This window comes from Bacillus sp. EB600, assembly GCF_024494385.1.
Classification (GTDB): domain Bacteria; phylum Bacillota; class Bacilli; order Bacillales; family Cytobacillaceae; genus JAEVLT01.
The window spans coordinates 76,098-91,780 of sequence record NZ_JAEVLT010000009.1 but is presented as its reverse complement, the minus strand read 5'-3'; the positions used below and the strand labels follow the sequence as shown (position 1 = coordinate 91,780).

Sequence of the window (15,683 nt, the reverse complement as noted above, 5' to 3'; positions counted from 1 at the left end):
AAATAAAATTCCCTTTTAAAGAAGAAATATGCGAAGCATAGGGACGGTTCTTTTGTTCCCATGGAAAGGAACAAAAGAACCGTCCCCATTATAAATGATCCTGAAATAAATCAATATATAGGCCCCCAGTTGTTCCTACAACGGCATATGAGATTTCAGAAACGGTAATGTTTCTCTTTTTTAGCTCAGCCAGCAGCCATTCTTCGTCATAGCGCTTTGACAAATTTTGGTGTAGTATCTTTCCATCTATAACTAGTTCTACTGGAATTATGTTGGATGGTGATTCTATATGAAAATCCCGCTTCGTTATCGTTTGGTATTCAGTTTTTTTTAAAATAGACAGGGAGCCATCGATCTCTAAAATGGCATACTCCACTTCCTCAATGTTGAAGATCCCTTTTCCACGCAATAACTGCTTAAGTGAATCTAATGAAAAACCAATACCTTGCATTGATTCTTCGAGGATTTGTCCTTTTTCAATTAAGGTAGTCGGATCTCCAGCTATCCATTTTCGATAGCGCAGATTTTTTAACGCAAGGATATTCAAGATAAAAACAACTGCCGCAATAATAACAAATGAAAGGATAAAATACAGAAAATTAATGTTAATATTAAAGGCTAGATTTCCGGCGATGGTACCAATCGTAATCGAGGCTATGTAAAGGTGATAACTTTTTTGAGCAATCGTCTGTTTGCCGAGCTGATGGACAAATCCCCATAATAATATAAAAGCTAGAAAGGTCCTAAAGATAATCTCTACAAATCCTGGCATTCACTTTTCTCCCTTACAAAAATCAAGACTTCTGTATTCGCAACGAGGGAAGCACAGGGACGGTTCTTTTGTAGTAAAAACTAGAAGCAAAGGAAAGTTAATGAATTTGGTCGATTTCGCGAGGCTTATGAATCATATTCAAGGAATTATTAGCATTCTTAGTATACTTTTCAAGTTTTGTAGACTCTACTTACCCTCGTTTATTTTTCCCTGGAATTGGTTATATTTTTTCATCTCACCGATTGTCTCTTCAATATCGCCTATGTACTTGTCAAATAGATGATCATTCCCTCCTTCACTGAAGTTCTTCTTATCGATCGAATTAAGCAATGCAATGACCGCTTCAAACTTTACATCATCCAACAGCGGAATTTCGCTATCCCCGATGACTTCCCCTTTTACCACAAACTGACCTTTGTCATTTTCCATATTAAATACGAATTTTTGCAGATGATCTAAATTCAACTATTGTCACTCCTTATTGAAAAGCAAAAATACTTATGAAAAGTCCCTTCTAGTAAGCCTCATTACATACTATATCCAAAAGAATCGATGTTACTTGCGGAATTACTCTTTCAAACGATAGCGCAGGGACGGTTCTTTTGTTCCTTCAGCAGAAGGAACAAAAGAACCGTCCCCATGCTTGCATTTTCACAGTATTGTCACACTGGAAATGATTGGGTGAATAGGAAGAGTGTTAAAATTTATCGTGGATAGTACTGTGATAAAAATTTTTTCAAAAGAGGTTGTATGTTATGAAAAGAATTGTAACACTTAGCACTCGTAATCTAAAGGATACTGCTAAACACGGCGGCTGCGGTGCATGCCAGACTTCTTGCCAGTCAGCTTGCAAAACTTCTTGCGGTATAGCTAATCAGAAGTGCGAAAACACAATGAACAGATAAGAAAGAACAAAAGCGCAAGCGCCCGTTTAGCGAAGGACACTAGTCGCTGGGTGCTGGCCGACTAAAAGCACCGCCTTCCGTCGGCACTAGCACGTCCTGTGCGTCGGAGCAAGACGTTGGAAATGTACCGCCCAACTGCTTACAGAGGGGCGGCAATTTTTATGGAAAAAAGGAGCTTGATTACCAAGTGATTCATCAATATAAACTAAATGGATACAATATCGTGCTCGACACCTACAGTGGATCGGTTCATGTTGTCGACGATCTCGCCTATGAAATTATCAAACTTTATGAGAAAACTCGCGCGGAAGAAATCGTGACACTGATGCTGGAAAAATACGCACATAATTCTGAGATCTCCGAGGGAGAGATTCGAGAAACAATCGCGGCTGTTGAAGAGCTAAAAAATGACGGGCAGCTCTTTACTGAGGATGAATATAAGGAGCTCTCAATTGATTTAAGAAATCGTCGGACTTATGTAAAGGCCCTCTGCCTCAATGTCGCCCATACGTGTAACCTCTCATGCGAATACTGCTTCGCCAGCCAGGGGAAATACAACGGTGACAGAGCAATCATGAGCTATGAGGTTGGACAAAGAGCCATCGATTACCTATTGGAAAACTCCGGACATCACCCGAACCTGGACGTCGACTTCTTCGGTGGCGAACCGCTCATGGCATGGAATGTTGTTAAACAGCTTGTCGCTTATGCACGAAGAAAAGAAAAAGAGTACAAAAAGACTTTTCGCTTCACCTTCACTACGAATGGCATGCTGCTCAACGATGAAGTCACTGATTTTTTAAATCAGGAAATGTATAATGTCGTCTTGAGTCTTGATGGAAGAAAAGAGGTCCATGACCGACTTCGCAAAACGGTCACTGGAAAGGGCAGCTACGATCATATCGTTCCAAAGTTCCAGGAATTCGTTCAAAAGCGTGGCGACAAAGAATACTATGTGCGTGGAACTTACACCCACAACAATGTCGACTTCACCAATGATATCTTTCACATGGCAGACCTTGGTTTCGATAAACTTTCGATGGAACCGGTCATCTGTGATCCACGGGAGCCCTATGCGCTCACCGAGGAAGACCTTCCAGAGATTTACAACCAGTACGAGATTCTCGCCAAGGAAATGCTCAAGCGCGAGGAAAACGGCAATGGTTTTACTTTTTACCATTACATGCTTGACCTCTCAGAAGGCCCTTGCATTCAAAAGAGAATCTCCGGCTGCGGCTCAGGAACCGAATATCTTGCTGTTACACCATGGGGTGAGCTCTTCCCATGCCATCAGTTTGTCGGGGATGAAGATTACAGTCTGGGAAACATCTGGGATGGAATCACAAAACCAGAGACGCAAAGCCAATTTAAAGAGAGCAACTGCTACTCGAAGCCGGAATGCCAGGACTGCTGGGCGAAACTCTACTGCAGCGGCGGCTGCCCTGCCAACGCGCTGCACGCAACCGGCTCCCTCAATGGAACCTACAACTTTAGTTGTGATATCTTCCGCAAGCGAATCGAATGTTCGATGATGGTGAAGGTAGCTGAATCCATTCGAGCCATGGATACGAACGAACAAGCAAGTGACTGAATAAAAACAAAAGCAGAAAGCGCCCGTTTAGTGAAGTTACACTAATTGCTGGGCGCTTTCTGACTTAAAGAGCCGCCTTGCTGGTGGCAATAGAACGAAGGGACGGTTCTAATTAGAGACCGTCCCCTTGTTTTCCAGGTTATGAGCCATTCTGAGTAGGTTATGAACCATTCGGAAGTGATTATGAACTATTTTACGAAGGTTATGAACCATTTTAAAGGAGTTATGAGCAATTTGCCATTTATTAGGTGACTTTTTATAGTAAAAGCCAGTCCGCGGACTGGCTTAGGAATTTGTATTTAGTTATCGGTCACTTTAATTACCTTTTTTAAGAAAACCCCTTCTTGAATGGGGATATAGACGAAGGGACGGTTCTTGCATCCCAATAAAGGATGCAAGAACCGTCCCCTTGTATCATATGCTAAAAAATACTTCCCCGCCTATGACAGCCAAAACGATCATAATATCTATTACGATAAGTGCCTTAACCCAAAATTTCATGTAATAAGACTCCTTTCGTTCTTTCTTTAACTTTTACAATTCTAGTCAATCTCGCTCATTTCCTCCAAGAAAAAGGCAAAATAATTTTTACGGACGCAACAAAAAATAACCTGCTCCTTCGTTTACGGACAATCTTTCACATGCCTCAATTGCCACTTTCTATATTATACAAAAAAGAGCCCTCTTCGAAAAGGACTCTATCCAGCATACATTTCATATTTTACTGTTAATCATGAGCAAATCCACAGGAACAACGATATTTCCCACATAACAGGTGATAAGATGCGGGGAATTCCTGATTGACTCGTTGAACTTCATGTGCAAATTCCTTACTATCCTTTGGTACTGGCGAAAGCGCATCGGCTTTTTCCTGAGAGTCAATATGGGCTCCAGGTGGCACGAACCGATTAGGCGGAATTCGAACGCCATTTGTTACGACTGCATTATATGAAATAAACGCGCCCTTCTCTACAATTGCATTATATACAATAGCCTTAAATCCAACAAATACCTTGTCTCCAATATAGCAAGGACCGTGGACAAGCGCGCCATGAGCAATGGTCACTTCATTTCCAATAAATATTGAATACCTTTTTTTTCCAATCGAAATTTTTTTATTCAGTAAACCATGTAAAATGACTCCGTCCTGAAGATTTGTATTTGAACCTATATAAAAAGGTGTCCCTTCATCGGCACGTATACTTACATTAGGAGCTACATATACATTATTTCTAATCGTAACATCTCCTATGACACTGGTAAACTGACTAACAAACGCTGTTTTATCTATTTTTGGATAACGTTGAACGGGATTAAATGAAGTAATTGGACTGGGGCTAATGAATGGTTTGAAACAGTCTGAAGGGTTAGTCGATGATGAATTTGATTCTTTTTTTTCTCCCAAGTAATCATCTCCTTACAATCTGATAGAATTATTTTATGCAAAAAGAGTGCCTGTGGAGTGGACCATCTTTCAGTGAATTGCCTTAACCTACATTCTTTTTCCAGAGGTAGATAGATGGTCATTTTTAATTAAATTACTTGGGGCACTATAGGCCTTCTATGTGACCCCGCATGGTGTATTTTTGTTATTTGCGGCCCGAATACGGTCGATTAATTGCCAGAGGGGGATATCAAATGAAAAGCGGTCGATATGGGGAAGAAAAAGGTCGAAAGGACGGTTCTTGGATCCCTCTGAAGAAATCAAGAGAACCGTCCCTATCTTTATTTTTGTGCGCCCAAATCGCAGGCTAATTCCGTAATTGCTTGATTGATGTTCCATACATAATCAAGATCGTGAATCAATTGGATTTGGGTTACATTATCACTACTACTACCATCAGGAATACGTTCAATCAGTTCTCTATCACTCTCTAATTCCCATACAATAAGGTCTCGCTTCGGGTATTCATTCAGTAACTTGCGTAGTGTGTCGACATTTTTTTCAAAGGTTGTTCCAACATGCTTTATGGTCTGCTTGAGTGTTTCATCGATTAACAGCGACTGATCACGGTTGCTTGAAGCCACAAGATGTTTGGCATAGAAATTAATGGCTGTCAGAACCGTCAATTTTTCTTCGATCCCTGCTCGTGACAAACTTCCCGGCCACCTTTTCATAAGATCTGTCTCATTTTTGATCTGTTGCAGCTTTTGATCCAAACCCAAAGCTTTGCCAGCTAAAGCATCCACTACCCTTACACCATCGAATTTTTTTAAATAGGAATCCACATATTCTTTCAGATTGGATAGAAAATCAATCATTGAACTTCTGATTTTATCTGTTGTTTTATGTGGAAAAAGAAAAGCAGCTGCCGTTGCACTAAGTATGGCACCAATCAACGTATCAATAACGCGTAATACCAATATTTGTTCGATCCCTCCGCCAAGCAACAGCTCAAACGTCATCGCCAACAGCATCGTGACCCAGAAAATAAAGACCGCATAAGACCTGGCCATTAGGTAATAACCCATAAAAATAGACATGATTAACAGCAGCATCGCAATATATGGCTGTCCGGCAACAAAATGTCCAATCACAAAACCGGCGATGGCCCCCGTCACAGTTCCGGCAATTCGTTGGAAGGCCTTGCCGGTGGAGTGTCCGTCCGTTTCCGTACCTAAAATAATCATATTAGCTGAAAGAACCGCCCAATATGGATAATCTGGAGATAAAAAGTGACCGAATACAATCGCAATCACGCTGACTAGTGCAGCCTGCAGTCCTTTTATAGTAGCAGGATGCAGACCATGCCGCTCCTGCTTTCTCGTTGCACTTTTTCGACCGGTTTCATTTTCCTCCGGATTCGAACCTTCCTTTAGCTTCTCATTGTTTTTATCTGCCAGTAAGTGTTCAAGGCGTTTTCGCTGGATTGTCGTTGCCTCATCGATTAGATGATTTCCGATTGATTCAATCCGGCGCAATAAATACAGCCATTTTTTAGACTCGGGGTCTTCCGTTTTTAAAAGATCTAACTCCTCCCTAAACTTCTCAACCGTTTGTTGCAGCTTTTCAAGGGTGTTTGGTTGATTTTCTCCCCGCAGTATTTCTACCTCTCGTAACGATTGAACGATCTGCAGAAGCCAGTAACGGACAGCTGATTTTTCCAAAGCGTGTAAATCCTGCAGTTTTTTCACAGTTGGCGCTAACGTTTCAATCAGCATCGCAGCATCAAAAACATACAGACGCAGTTCATTCGTTTGGATACCGGGCCATACCTTACCTGGGTCAGTGGCTTCAAATTGACCAATGGCCATTCGCGCATACTCATTAAGTTTCTTGATATTTCGGGTTACATTGTTGACCCGCCCAGCATTCGGGTTTGTGTCTTGAATCATCTCAATGATAAGGTCCAGCGTTATATTTGTCTGTTTTTGATAGGACAGCATACTTCGTTTGAGAATCTTGATCGGTTGTTCTTTTGATAAAAAGAAATTTACGATGTAAGCAGACGCAGTCCCCACGAAAATGCCCAAATAATACCAAGGGAGCTGTGCAAATGTGAGACTCTGCAGGTACATAAGCGAAAAGTAGAATGTAAGAAAGCCAATCATCCCAAATGAAAAATACCTGATGCCGAAACGCTGTATAAAGAAGGCAAGAAAAACGATGATCACCAGCATAATGTCTGAAAGATGATAACCAATATTCAAAAATACTGCTGCCAGTGTAATGGAAATGGCACTCGCTAAAGGAAACAGCAAGGTTGTGATTTTTCTAGCCCTTTCTGTTTGGTCATTGACAATCACGTTCGCCTGTAATCCCACTAGACCAGTCAGCATTACAGGTGTAAGATTCCCATGCCACCCCAGCTTACTAAGTAGAAGCATAACAAGGCAGGCAGAAAAGACAGTTAACACAATATTTGCTGCAAATCGAAGCCGAATAAAGCCCGGATCAGATGTAGAAAGACGGGTCTTCCAATATAGAATAGGTTGATGAATCATGACTTTTTCCATAATTCAAATTATAAATGAAAATCGTTATCACAACAAGAAAAACGAAGGGAAAGCGTAGGGGAAAAGCGTAGGGACGGTTCTTGTGTTCCCATGGACGGATGCGAGAGAACCGTCTCCTTTAGAACATGGTGAATTTTCATAAGAGTTATGAACAATCTCAGAAAGAAGACTGCGGCGCTTGATGAAGCAAGGGGGTGGTTCTCTTGTTTTTCCACGAAAAGAACAAGAGAACCGTCCCCATTAACTATAGCTAATCCTTGTTGGAAAACTAAAAGCAGGAGAAAGTGGTTTTCATTTCTGGTCAAATGATTTAAAAAAATGCCCACCATATCGTGGACATTTAATAAAGACTATTTGTTGTTAAATTGATTTTTATTAGGGGCTAATTCCTTTGCAAACTCAGTTAATCCAGCCATATTCAGTTGTTGGACATTTTTTCCTACACGAGTATTATTCATCAAATTTTGAAATGGGGCTAACATATTTTTGTTTTGATTTCTGCTTAATCCATAGGCTGCTGCACTAACACCCAGACCTAGTAAAGATCCCCACCATATCATCCCATTAGTGTTTCTTCTTCTGCCAAACATATTTAAAAGAGGTTGTCTTCTCCCTTTAGTAAACAATGATGTTATCCAGTTATTCAAATGTAAGCACTTCCCTTTTTTAGAAATTCAGAAAGCTTGTTTTTTTCACTTCCCGAACTTTAATTTACACTATAAGGGTTTAAGTTATGTTGGCATTATTTTTTTATTATTTATGAGTCAAAATAATCATAAATATCCTTCTTAAAGCAAATAATGAATAGCAGCACTACACCTGGATAGTTCACTTGTAGGAACACATATCATGAAACTTTAAAAAATAGAAAGCTTCATTCTTCAATAAAAAAAACGCACACGAGATGACGTGTGCATTTCATTGAAATATTTTTGTTTGCACCTCTGAGACAACCCCTGACTCACCATAAACCTAAAATGAAGGAGCTTGTCAGTTCATCACCAATCCACCGTCTACATTGATGCATTGCCCTGTAATAAACGATGCCCATTCAGAGGCGAGGAATAATACTGCCCCGGCAATATCCTCAGGCATAGCCAAACGGCACATCGGGGTTAACTCGATAATTGAATTCCTTACGTCCTCCTTCGTTTCATAGCTGGAATCTGTTGGATAGGTAAGGCCTGGTGAAACCGCGTTGACGGTAATTCCAAACGAGCCTAACTCTTTGGCGAGATTCCTGGTAAAGCCAAGCAGGGCCATTTTCGCTGTTGAATAGTCATGATAGGGAATCACGGGAAAATCAATCAAATTACTGACAATGTTAATGATTCTTCCTGAACAACGGTCTCTCATATATGGCAGCGCAGCCTGGCAAATGTTAAATGCACCGTGAACATTTCCCTGGAGCTGCTCCTCATAGTCTTCCCATTCCATTTCCCATGCTGTTTTCCTTGTTTTCGGATTAAACGTATAGTGGCTTAAGGCATTATTGACCACTACATCAATACCGCCAAATTGATCAATGATTTGCCCCATCATCTCATTTACTTGGTCAGCATTCCGGACATCTGCCTGGATGGCTGCTCCTTGCCCTCCAAGTGATTCGATTTCAGCTACAACGGCCTCTGCTAGGGATTGATTTTTAAAAAAATTTACGACGACAAAAGCACCTTCAGAAGCAAATTTTTTCGCAATCGCGGCCCCGATCCCCCTGCTCGCACCTGTTACTAAGACAACTTTATCTTGTAAATTCATCGTCAGCCTTCTTTCTACTCCACATCAGGATCATACCCTTCAAGATCTTCTTCCACATTCCGCTCAATATCCACCATCCGGACCAAATCAAGTAAATTAAACCTGCCATCATGGTGCCAGCCTGGCTTGGCCCGATTCATTTCACCAATCGAACAAATTCGATTGACACCCAAATCTCCGAGAATTTCTGCCATTCGAAACAGCCGAACAGGTGAAACAGCGATGCCGCATGATTGCAAGTACTGCTCAAATGGCTGAATTTTTTGAAGATCTGCTTCCAATTCTTCCGATGAAGACACATGAATGGTCCGATTTAACGCAGATCCTGCAAAGCCAGGTTCATGGTGATAAATAACCGTCCAGGAAGTGTCATGTTGACTGGCATAGACCGAAACCGCCCCATCCTTAAATGACTGAAGCTCATACTGGTGCCTGTGCCGATGGATGGACATGGCCTCTTCATCGGAAAGCTTTGCTCTTGGCCTTTTTTTATTGTACCGCTCAAGTTCTGCTGCCAGCATTTGTGCAAATTGCCTTGGACTGATGGCTCCTCCTGTTTCAACGAGAACGGATTGTGGAGACATACAGCTTTGCTGGTCATATACGGACATATCTTCAGCCACTTTAAAAATTGTTTCATAATAATGATCTGGTGTTAATGCTTCATTCCCAATAACCGCCAAACTGATTTTGTGGCCATAGTGTAAAAATGTTTTCGAAGATGGGACCATTTTTTGAATCGCGTCAACAGCTTTATCAGACCCGTAGACGATCACTGAGTCCGCGAAACGGATCGCCGCTTCCTCAAGCTCACTCGTCCCGCCTTTCCATGGTAAAATGGCAATCGAATCGGCCAGTTTTTCATCAACTTCTGCCAGTGACCTTACAAACAAGACGGGAAACAGCGGCTCAGAGATGGAAGTCTTGCCAAGATTGGCTGATTTTAGAATAAGTCCCATCAATAAACTCCAAATTTGGACGCCCGGAACATTCCCTGAAAAAACATGAAAGATCGATTTTGGTCCATATGCTCGCGTGAATCCTCCTGATTTTCGAGGACGGAACTCATCAAGTATGGCAGGCTGGTCAAACTCTTCATCAAGAAAGCGCAGCAATTCTTTCTTCCGAAACGTTCGGATATACCTTTTTAATTCAAGCCGGACCATTTCCGCGTCATAGCCGGTGATCTTGGGAATAAGTGCCTCTGCCAGCTTTCGCAGCGGGTAGTCCGGAACGAGCCATTTGGAGACGATCTGATCAATTTTTTCAATAATTTCATTTGTTCCCAGTTTTGCTAAATAGTTGTCCCGGTTCTTTCGCACAGTTCTCCCGATCATTTCAATTTGTTCACCTGTTAAAAGCGGATACTTTAATCGATATGATCCTTCAATGATTTCTTCACGAAATGAGGTTACTTGTACTTCTTTTGGCAGCCAATAAGCTGAAATCTCTTCTATGTCCAAAGTGCCGTTCCCCCTCATTTATTCGCTTCGATTAGCTGATCGACGGCAATTGAGCATCCTCTTGCTTCCGATCCTTGTACTCTTCCAAGTAAAACAAAGCCGTTTTTTGTTTTGTATCCAATATCTTCTGTTAAAATGGCCAGTGAGGAATTCCAATTCGCGAGATCATAGTGAGCAATCACCCCAACCTCGCCATCTTCGACCGGTTCGAGTGTATTCGTATCAAGTACAAGCGTTTTGACCCAGGCAGGGCCAGCTTTATCAACAATAACCTCTCCGCCCAAATAGGATGAAAGAATGGTTTGGTCATACATTTGCGAGCACAGCTCCGTCATCCCGTACATATTGATGCACTTGCTTCTTCCCACCTGAAAAAATTCCGCAAAATCTTCATATAATTTTTCCATTTCCACTTCACGCGATTGACCTTTAAAGCCGCCGGTATCAAAAATACGGCTGCCGCTTGCGAGCTTAAACTGAAGGTTCGCTTCTTTTACATAATCGAGGAAGTGAACATAAGAGAATGTTGCGCCCAGTAACATAACTGGCTCCTTCCGCTCCTCGCATTCCCGCAATGCTTCCGCTAATCCTTTCATATCTAAGCCATTTTCATGAAAGAAAAACCGGCTGTTTTCGGTGCCAAAAAAGGTAACAGCATTGGATAAATAGCGTGACAGGGATGAGTTTTTGTTCAGGTCCTCCGCAGGTGACAAGACAAAGGTGGTTATTTTTTCACAATCTGGCAGAACAAATTGCTTAAATGGATATTTCATGGATCGATCCCAGACTTCAAATGTCGGGTGATAATTTTTTCCCTTTGCATTTGGATTGGTTGTCCCGCTTGTCATAAAAACAGCGTTGACCTCATCTGCCGGCTCACACGATAACGTTAATTCCTTGAATCCTTGAATCGGGATCGGAGGGATTTGGCTCCAGTGTTTCACCGTTAACGGTGTTTTTCGTTTTGCCTGGCAAAATTTTTTATAGGGTTGATTATATTGAAATTGAAATTTAAAAAGCTTTAAAGCGATGTCATTGTACTCTTTTTCAGAGGAATCTTCTTCCTTGTATCGTTCAATAAACGCTCTGATCTCAGTCGTGATTTTTAGCGAATCCTCTCTCATTTGCTTGTCCCCTTTCCGACTAAACGAGGTATTGTAATAAGCACTACCTGAAGGATAATCGATGAGAACGCTGCAATTAAAATGCTATTCGAAAGAAATGTTCCGACTGTTCCTTTCACATCCTTGAAATAGGCCGGAAGACTAATCGCCAGCAAAATAGAAAGCCCAATGATCATATAATTTGTATCTGTTTTTTCAATTTTTCCAATAAGAGAGATCCCGGTAAAGATCAAGCTGGCTGCGGCCGGTAAAAAGATGCCCCCGACCACGGCGTCAGGCGTTAACGCAAGCAATGCCCCTGCCTTTGGAACAAAGCCTAAAATCAAAAAGATGATCCCAGCAATCATAACAGGCTGTCTTGAACCTACACCCGTTAATCGCAGGAGACCAACATTCTGGGCATAAGCAGTCGTTGGAAATCCCCCGATCAGCGAGGATATAAGCGAGCCGCCTGCTTCCCCAGCAAATCCATTCCGAATCCGTTTCGAGTCAAGATCAATCTTCAGCATTTCCGCTGATGCCTCATAAACGCCCATCGCTTCAATCACCGCAACCAGATAAGCAACAAAAAATGGAATAAACGTACTCCAATGAAAGGCTAAATGACCATAAGGAAGAAACTGTGGCAGCCCAAACCAACCTTTATCCGCAATCGCTGAAAAGTTTGTTTTTCCCAAGAAAAAGGCAATGATATCCCCGACCACTAAGGCAATCAGAAAGGAAAAGGATTTTAATGTTCCTTTGCCAAAAAGGGATAACAGGACCACAATCGCTGCTGTTGGAATAGACAGAAGTAACGTGGTTGATTTTGCAAAACTTTCCATTCCAGGTGTTCCGCCTAAAAATTCAAACAGGGTAAAGCTTGATAAGGAAATCCCTACGATAAAGATAACCGTTCCAGAAATAACCGGTGTAAACAAGGTTTTCAATTTTCCAATTACTCCAGTAATAGACAAGATAAAAAAGATAATAGCACTAAGAAAAATACCTCCACTCGCCGCAGCAAGACCGTTCGCCTTCCCGGCAGAAATCATAATCGAGTCGAAGGCGGCAGAAGGTCCTTGAACAATCGGCAGCCTAACAAGTTTTGTTGCTTGGACAAGTGTAACCAAACCCGCTGCGATGAAAATCGAATTCACAATATTTGCGGATAACGACAACGGGAGTCCAATCATTGCCGCAACAAAAATAGGGTCGAGCCATACATTTGAAACAAACACATGCTGTAAACCGTACAAAATCCCTTTAGCCGGCGGTAACTTTGTATCAATTCCAATTTCTAATGAATTACTTACTTTTTCCGTTTCCATTGTTTTTTCCCCCTGTTTATGGGGACGGTTCTTTTGATCACAAAGAAAGATGCAAAAGAACCGTCCCCATGATTTCCCCATGATTTCCCATGATTTCTCCAAAATAAAAAGCCACATCCACAATTGGACCTGGCTTTAATGGTAGAGAAAAAATTTATTTCCCCATTACTTTCCTCCGCTGGTATGTCCAGATCAGGTTCAAAGGGTTGAAAAACAATTTGTTTTTCTCTCAGCCACTAAATGGCACCCCTAGTAGTTATTCACTTTAGTGATCTAATCTTATACCTTACTAAAGATACCTGCAACCTTTAAAAGGATATCAGCGTTCATTTTCGTTCATACTATCTTTAGGTAGATCAAATTACTTTACTTTTTATAGAACAAATTTTAATAAAAATCGACAAAAACATCCTATATTCATACACTTTCTTTAACCTATAACAATGAAATTGTAACAATAAGGGAACAAAACGATGGAATGCTCCGAAGAATGTCGTTAGTTTGAAATTTCAAACAATAAGCTTTCACAAATTCATGTGTTACATTATTTGTAAAGATATACAGTCTAAAAAAGTACTAGTGAAAAGGGTGAGTACTATGTTAGTAGAAAAATTAGCACATGATTTTACAAACGTAAAAAATTATACACCTTCCCATGTAAATGAATTACTAGATTATCTTCAAAAGCGTTATATTTATGGGGAAATAACTATCATTGAATATAAAAAGATTTTTTTCGAATTGGATAAACTTAAGGCTGAAAAGCCAAATGACTTTATTATTAATTCCAAACAATTTAATTTAGAATTTGACAGACCTAGTTAAAAAGGTTTTTTAGAGCCACTGGCTCAGCTGAAAATATGTTTTATCGAACGGGAATCACAAATCCTGAAGCAGTGGTCACTGAAGGCCACAACCAGTATCCTGATCGGGTAGAGGAATCGTTGCTGGCTGTTTAGAAAAGGGTAAAATTCTAATTGAAATGATTGTATAAAACCAGCATGGAATTCCTTGCTGGTTTTATGCTATCTTCGGATTTTTTGGACCATCGCGTAGCGGATTTCGTTCTTCTTCTTGTTTTCCAATGGAAAAGGAGCAAGAGAACCGTCCCCACGACCTACCCACGACCTATTCAAGGGTTAGTAATGTCAGTTGTTGGCCTCTTTTTTCTTGGAGTGTGAGTGTTACTTTTTGCCCTATGAGGTCAAATAATCCGTTTATGGTGTTGCCTGTTGCTTTTGCACCATGGGTTTTGCCATCGGCCGTGATAAACCGAAAAGTTCCTTGAGGGTCTACCCCTGCTATTTGAGCTTCTACCGTTATTTGATTTGGAATAGATGCCACTGTTTCAGGGATTTTGATTTGTTGCCCAATTTTCAACTTTGTTGAGTCTACGGTTGGATTCAGTTCTTGAATCGATCGAACAGTGATCCCTAAAGCTTTACCGATTTTGGTAAAAGTATCACCGCGCTTAATCACATACAAAGATGAACTTGTTTTTGTGCTTGCGTTGTTTTCTTTAAAAATTTTCGTTGATTCACTATTCGTTAAATATGCTTCACTAACAAACGCTGCTTTCCCGTTGAATTGAATCTGTGCCCAACCATTATTAGTTGATATCACTGACACACGTTCATTTACTTTTAACGAACCTACTACAGTACTGCTCGTAGTAGCCGCTTCTCTAACTCTCAATGATGATGCCGTTACGACCATTGTTTTTGCTTGAGATTCCACTTGGCCTGTTGTTGATTCAGCTACTTGTTTTTCAGTAAGGTAATCAGCACTCACAAAACAAACTCGCCCTTTAATCAGAATGCCAGCCCACCCGTTTTTTACGAATGAAACCTTCACAACATCCCCTTTTTTATATTTTCCGATAATACTACTTTCAGTGGTCGGTTGAGATCGAATATTTAGGATTGTGGCCGTAACCGTTTTGTCCTGTACTTTTGGTAAAAGAATTTTTTTACCGTCAATCGAAGATAGTCCATTGGCATCTAGTATTTCTTGGGCTGTTACACCATGTGCGGCAGCGATATTTTCAATGTTTTCGCCACTTTTCACTTGATATGTGTATTCTTGAAGAAATGCTGCATTCGCAGTGATTGAAAAAACACCAAGAACAACGGTAAAAATGCCAGTCACTACAAACTTTTTAACTGGGTTTTTTTGAATCCATTGGTGAACCTGCGAAACATATGTATGCCAATTTGCCCTGATATCCTTTAGGAACTCTTGGACATCTAGTACATTTCGAATATCAAAATGATTTATGCTTTTATAATATTCTCGTTTTTCTATTCTTGAAGTGAAAACTGGTACACTCTTGCTTTTTCCATGTGCTTCTTTCCTGGTTAGTGTTAATTCACCATTTACAAATAATTCTTTCGTCATCATAACCCTTTCACCTAATCCCCTCTAATACCTTCACCATTCATTTCTACTATTTTTAAAATTCAAAATTTACGATTATGTATTATTTCTGTATGTAGTAACGGGAATACGTTTATGGTTGGCACCTAAATCTTTACTTTTTTCTAAATGTCCACCGTCACAAAAGCCCCCCATTCATATTATTCGTTGTCAAGGATGGTTTTCCGACCATATTTGTCATATTTAGTCGAAAATAGATTATACTGGACTATTTACCATATTTAAAAATGAGGAATTCTATGACTGAAAATAATCAATCTGAAGCAGCAAAAAGGAAGAAAGCTGGCAAGGGAAATTAAGTTAGGCAGCGGCGTGAAAACAAACAGAGCCTTACCTCCTTTAGTAAAGACCTCCCCTTAATAAAAAA

13 protein-coding genes and 1 riboswitch are annotated in these 15,683 nt (G+C 40.7%); of the genes, 3 read left to right on the top strand and 10 right to left on the bottom strand.

Features of this window, described 5'->3' with window-relative positions; translation table 11 throughout:
- Positions 1-88: 88 nt before the first annotated feature.
- Both JN080_RS12030 and JN080_RS12025 read right to left on the bottom strand, forming a co-directional pair.
- On the bottom strand, positions 89-772 hold the full coding sequence (locus JN080_RS12030; RefSeq protein WP_256236254.1) for a DUF421 domain-containing protein: 684 nt from the start codon (positions 770-772) through the stop codon (positions 89-91).
- Positions 773-958: 186 nt separating this feature from the next.
- A complete protein-coding gene (locus JN080_RS12025; RefSeq protein ID WP_256236253.1) occupies positions 959-1,237 on the bottom strand; it encodes a hypothetical protein in 279 nt (92 codons plus the stop codon).
- A gap of 290 nt (positions 1,238-1,527) precedes the next feature.
- Here JN080_RS12025 and scfA point away from each other — a divergent pair, with 290 nt between their 5' ends.
- Complete coding sequence (gene scfA, locus JN080_RS12020; RefSeq protein WP_256236252.1) at positions 1,528-1,677, top strand: six-cysteine ranthipeptide SCIFF; 150 nt, start codon at positions 1,528-1,530, stop codon at positions 1,675-1,677.
- Between the two features lie 187 nt (positions 1,678-1,864).
- A complete protein-coding gene (scfB, locus tag JN080_RS12015; RefSeq protein ID WP_256236251.1) occupies positions 1,865-3,268 on the top strand; it encodes a thioether cross-link-forming SCIFF peptide maturase in 1,404 nt (467 codons plus the stop codon).
- A 727-nt stretch (positions 3,269-3,995) separates the two neighbouring features.
- On the opposite strand, the gene JN080_RS12010 is transcribed toward scfB, so the two are convergent.
- The 7 genes from JN080_RS12010 to JN080_RS11980 form a co-directional block, all read right to left on the bottom strand.
- On the bottom strand, positions 3,996-4,673 hold the full coding sequence (locus tag JN080_RS12010; RefSeq protein WP_256236250.1) for an LbetaH domain-containing protein: 678 nt from the start codon (positions 4,671-4,673) through the stop codon (positions 3,996-3,998).
- 320 nt (positions 4,674-4,993) lie between these two features.
- Entirely contained in the window at positions 4,994-7,213 is a 2,220-nt protein-coding gene (locus tag JN080_RS12005; RefSeq protein ID WP_256236249.1) for an FUSC family protein, read from the bottom strand.
- A 362-nt stretch (positions 7,214-7,575) separates the two neighbouring features.
- Positions 7,576-7,872 (bottom strand): hypothetical protein, encoded by a 297-nt coding sequence (locus JN080_RS12000; protein ID WP_256236248.1) that lies wholly within the window; start codon positions 7,870-7,872, stop codon positions 7,576-7,578.
- A 343-nt stretch (positions 7,873-8,215) separates the two neighbouring features.
- Positions 8,216-8,983: a 3-oxoacyl-ACP reductase gene (locus tag JN080_RS11995; RefSeq protein WP_256236247.1), complete on the bottom strand. Its 768-nt coding sequence runs from the start codon at positions 8,981-8,983 to the stop codon at positions 8,216-8,218.
- A gap of 14 nt (positions 8,984-8,997) precedes the next feature.
- Complete coding sequence (locus JN080_RS11990; RefSeq protein ID WP_256236246.1) at positions 8,998-10,446, bottom strand: acyl-CoA reductase; 1,449 nt, start codon at positions 10,444-10,446, stop codon at positions 8,998-9,000.
- A gap of 14 nt (positions 10,447-10,460) precedes the next feature.
- Positions 10,461-11,570 carry a LuxE/PaaK family acyltransferase gene (locus JN080_RS11985; RefSeq protein WP_256236245.1) on the bottom strand — a complete coding sequence of 370 codons (1,110 nt, stop codon included), beginning with the start codon at positions 11,568-11,570 and terminating at the stop codon, positions 10,461-10,463.
- On the bottom strand, positions 11,567-12,880 hold the full coding sequence (locus JN080_RS11980) for a solute carrier family 23 protein (protein WP_256236244.1): 1,314 nt from the start codon (positions 12,878-12,880) through the stop codon (positions 11,567-11,569). The genes JN080_RS11985 and JN080_RS11980 overlap by 4 nt, the downstream gene beginning before the upstream one ends.
- Positions 12,881-13,033: 153 nt before the next feature.
- Positions 13,034-13,141: riboswitch (TPP riboswitch) on the bottom strand.
- A 336-nt stretch (positions 13,142-13,477) separates the two neighbouring features.
- On the opposite strand from JN080_RS11980, the gene yppF reads away from it, so the two are divergent.
- Positions 13,478-13,705, top strand: a complete 228-nt coding sequence (gene yppF / locus JN080_RS11975) for a YppF family protein (RefSeq protein WP_256236243.1) — start codon at positions 13,478-13,480, stop codon at positions 13,703-13,705.
- A 303-nt stretch (positions 13,706-14,008) separates the two neighbouring features.
- On the opposite strand, the gene JN080_RS11970 is transcribed toward yppF, so the two are convergent.
- Positions 14,009-15,280 carry an SH3 domain-containing protein gene (locus tag JN080_RS11970; RefSeq protein WP_256236242.1) on the bottom strand — a complete coding sequence of 424 codons (1,272 nt, stop codon included), beginning with the start codon at positions 15,278-15,280 and terminating at the stop codon, positions 14,009-14,011.
- Positions 15,281-15,683 lie beyond the last annotated feature (403 nt).

Bases quoted from the DNA above. Each gene is read 5' to 3' on its own strand.
- scfA (WP_256236252.1), top strand. From the start codon at position 1,528: ATGAAAAGAATTGTAACACTTAGCACTCGTAATCTAAAGGATACTGCT.
- yppF (WP_256236243.1), top strand. From the start codon at position 13,478: ATGTTAGTAGAAAAATTAGCACATGATTTTACAAACGTAAAAAATTAT.
- JN080_RS12030 (WP_256236254.1), bottom strand. From the start codon at position 772: ATGCCAGGATTTGTAGAGATTATCTTTAGGACCTTTCTAGCTTTTATA.
- JN080_RS11970 (WP_256236242.1), bottom strand. From the start codon at position 15,280: ATGATGACGAAAGAATTATTTGTAAATGGTGAATTAACACTAACCAGG.
- JN080_RS12005 (WP_256236249.1), bottom strand. From the start codon at position 7,213: ATGATTCATCAACCTATTCTATATTGGAAGACCCGTCTTTCTACATCT.
- JN080_RS11995 (WP_256236247.1), bottom strand. From the start codon at position 8,983: ATGAATTTACAAGATAAAGTTGTCTTAGTAACAGGTGCGAGCAGGGGG.
- JN080_RS11980 (WP_256236244.1), bottom strand. From the start codon at position 12,880: ATGGAAACGGAAAAAGTAAGTAATTCATTAGAAATTGGAATTGATACA.
- JN080_RS11985 (WP_256236245.1), bottom strand. From the start codon at position 11,570: ATGAGAGAGGATTCGCTAAAAATCACGACTGAGATCAGAGCGTTTATT.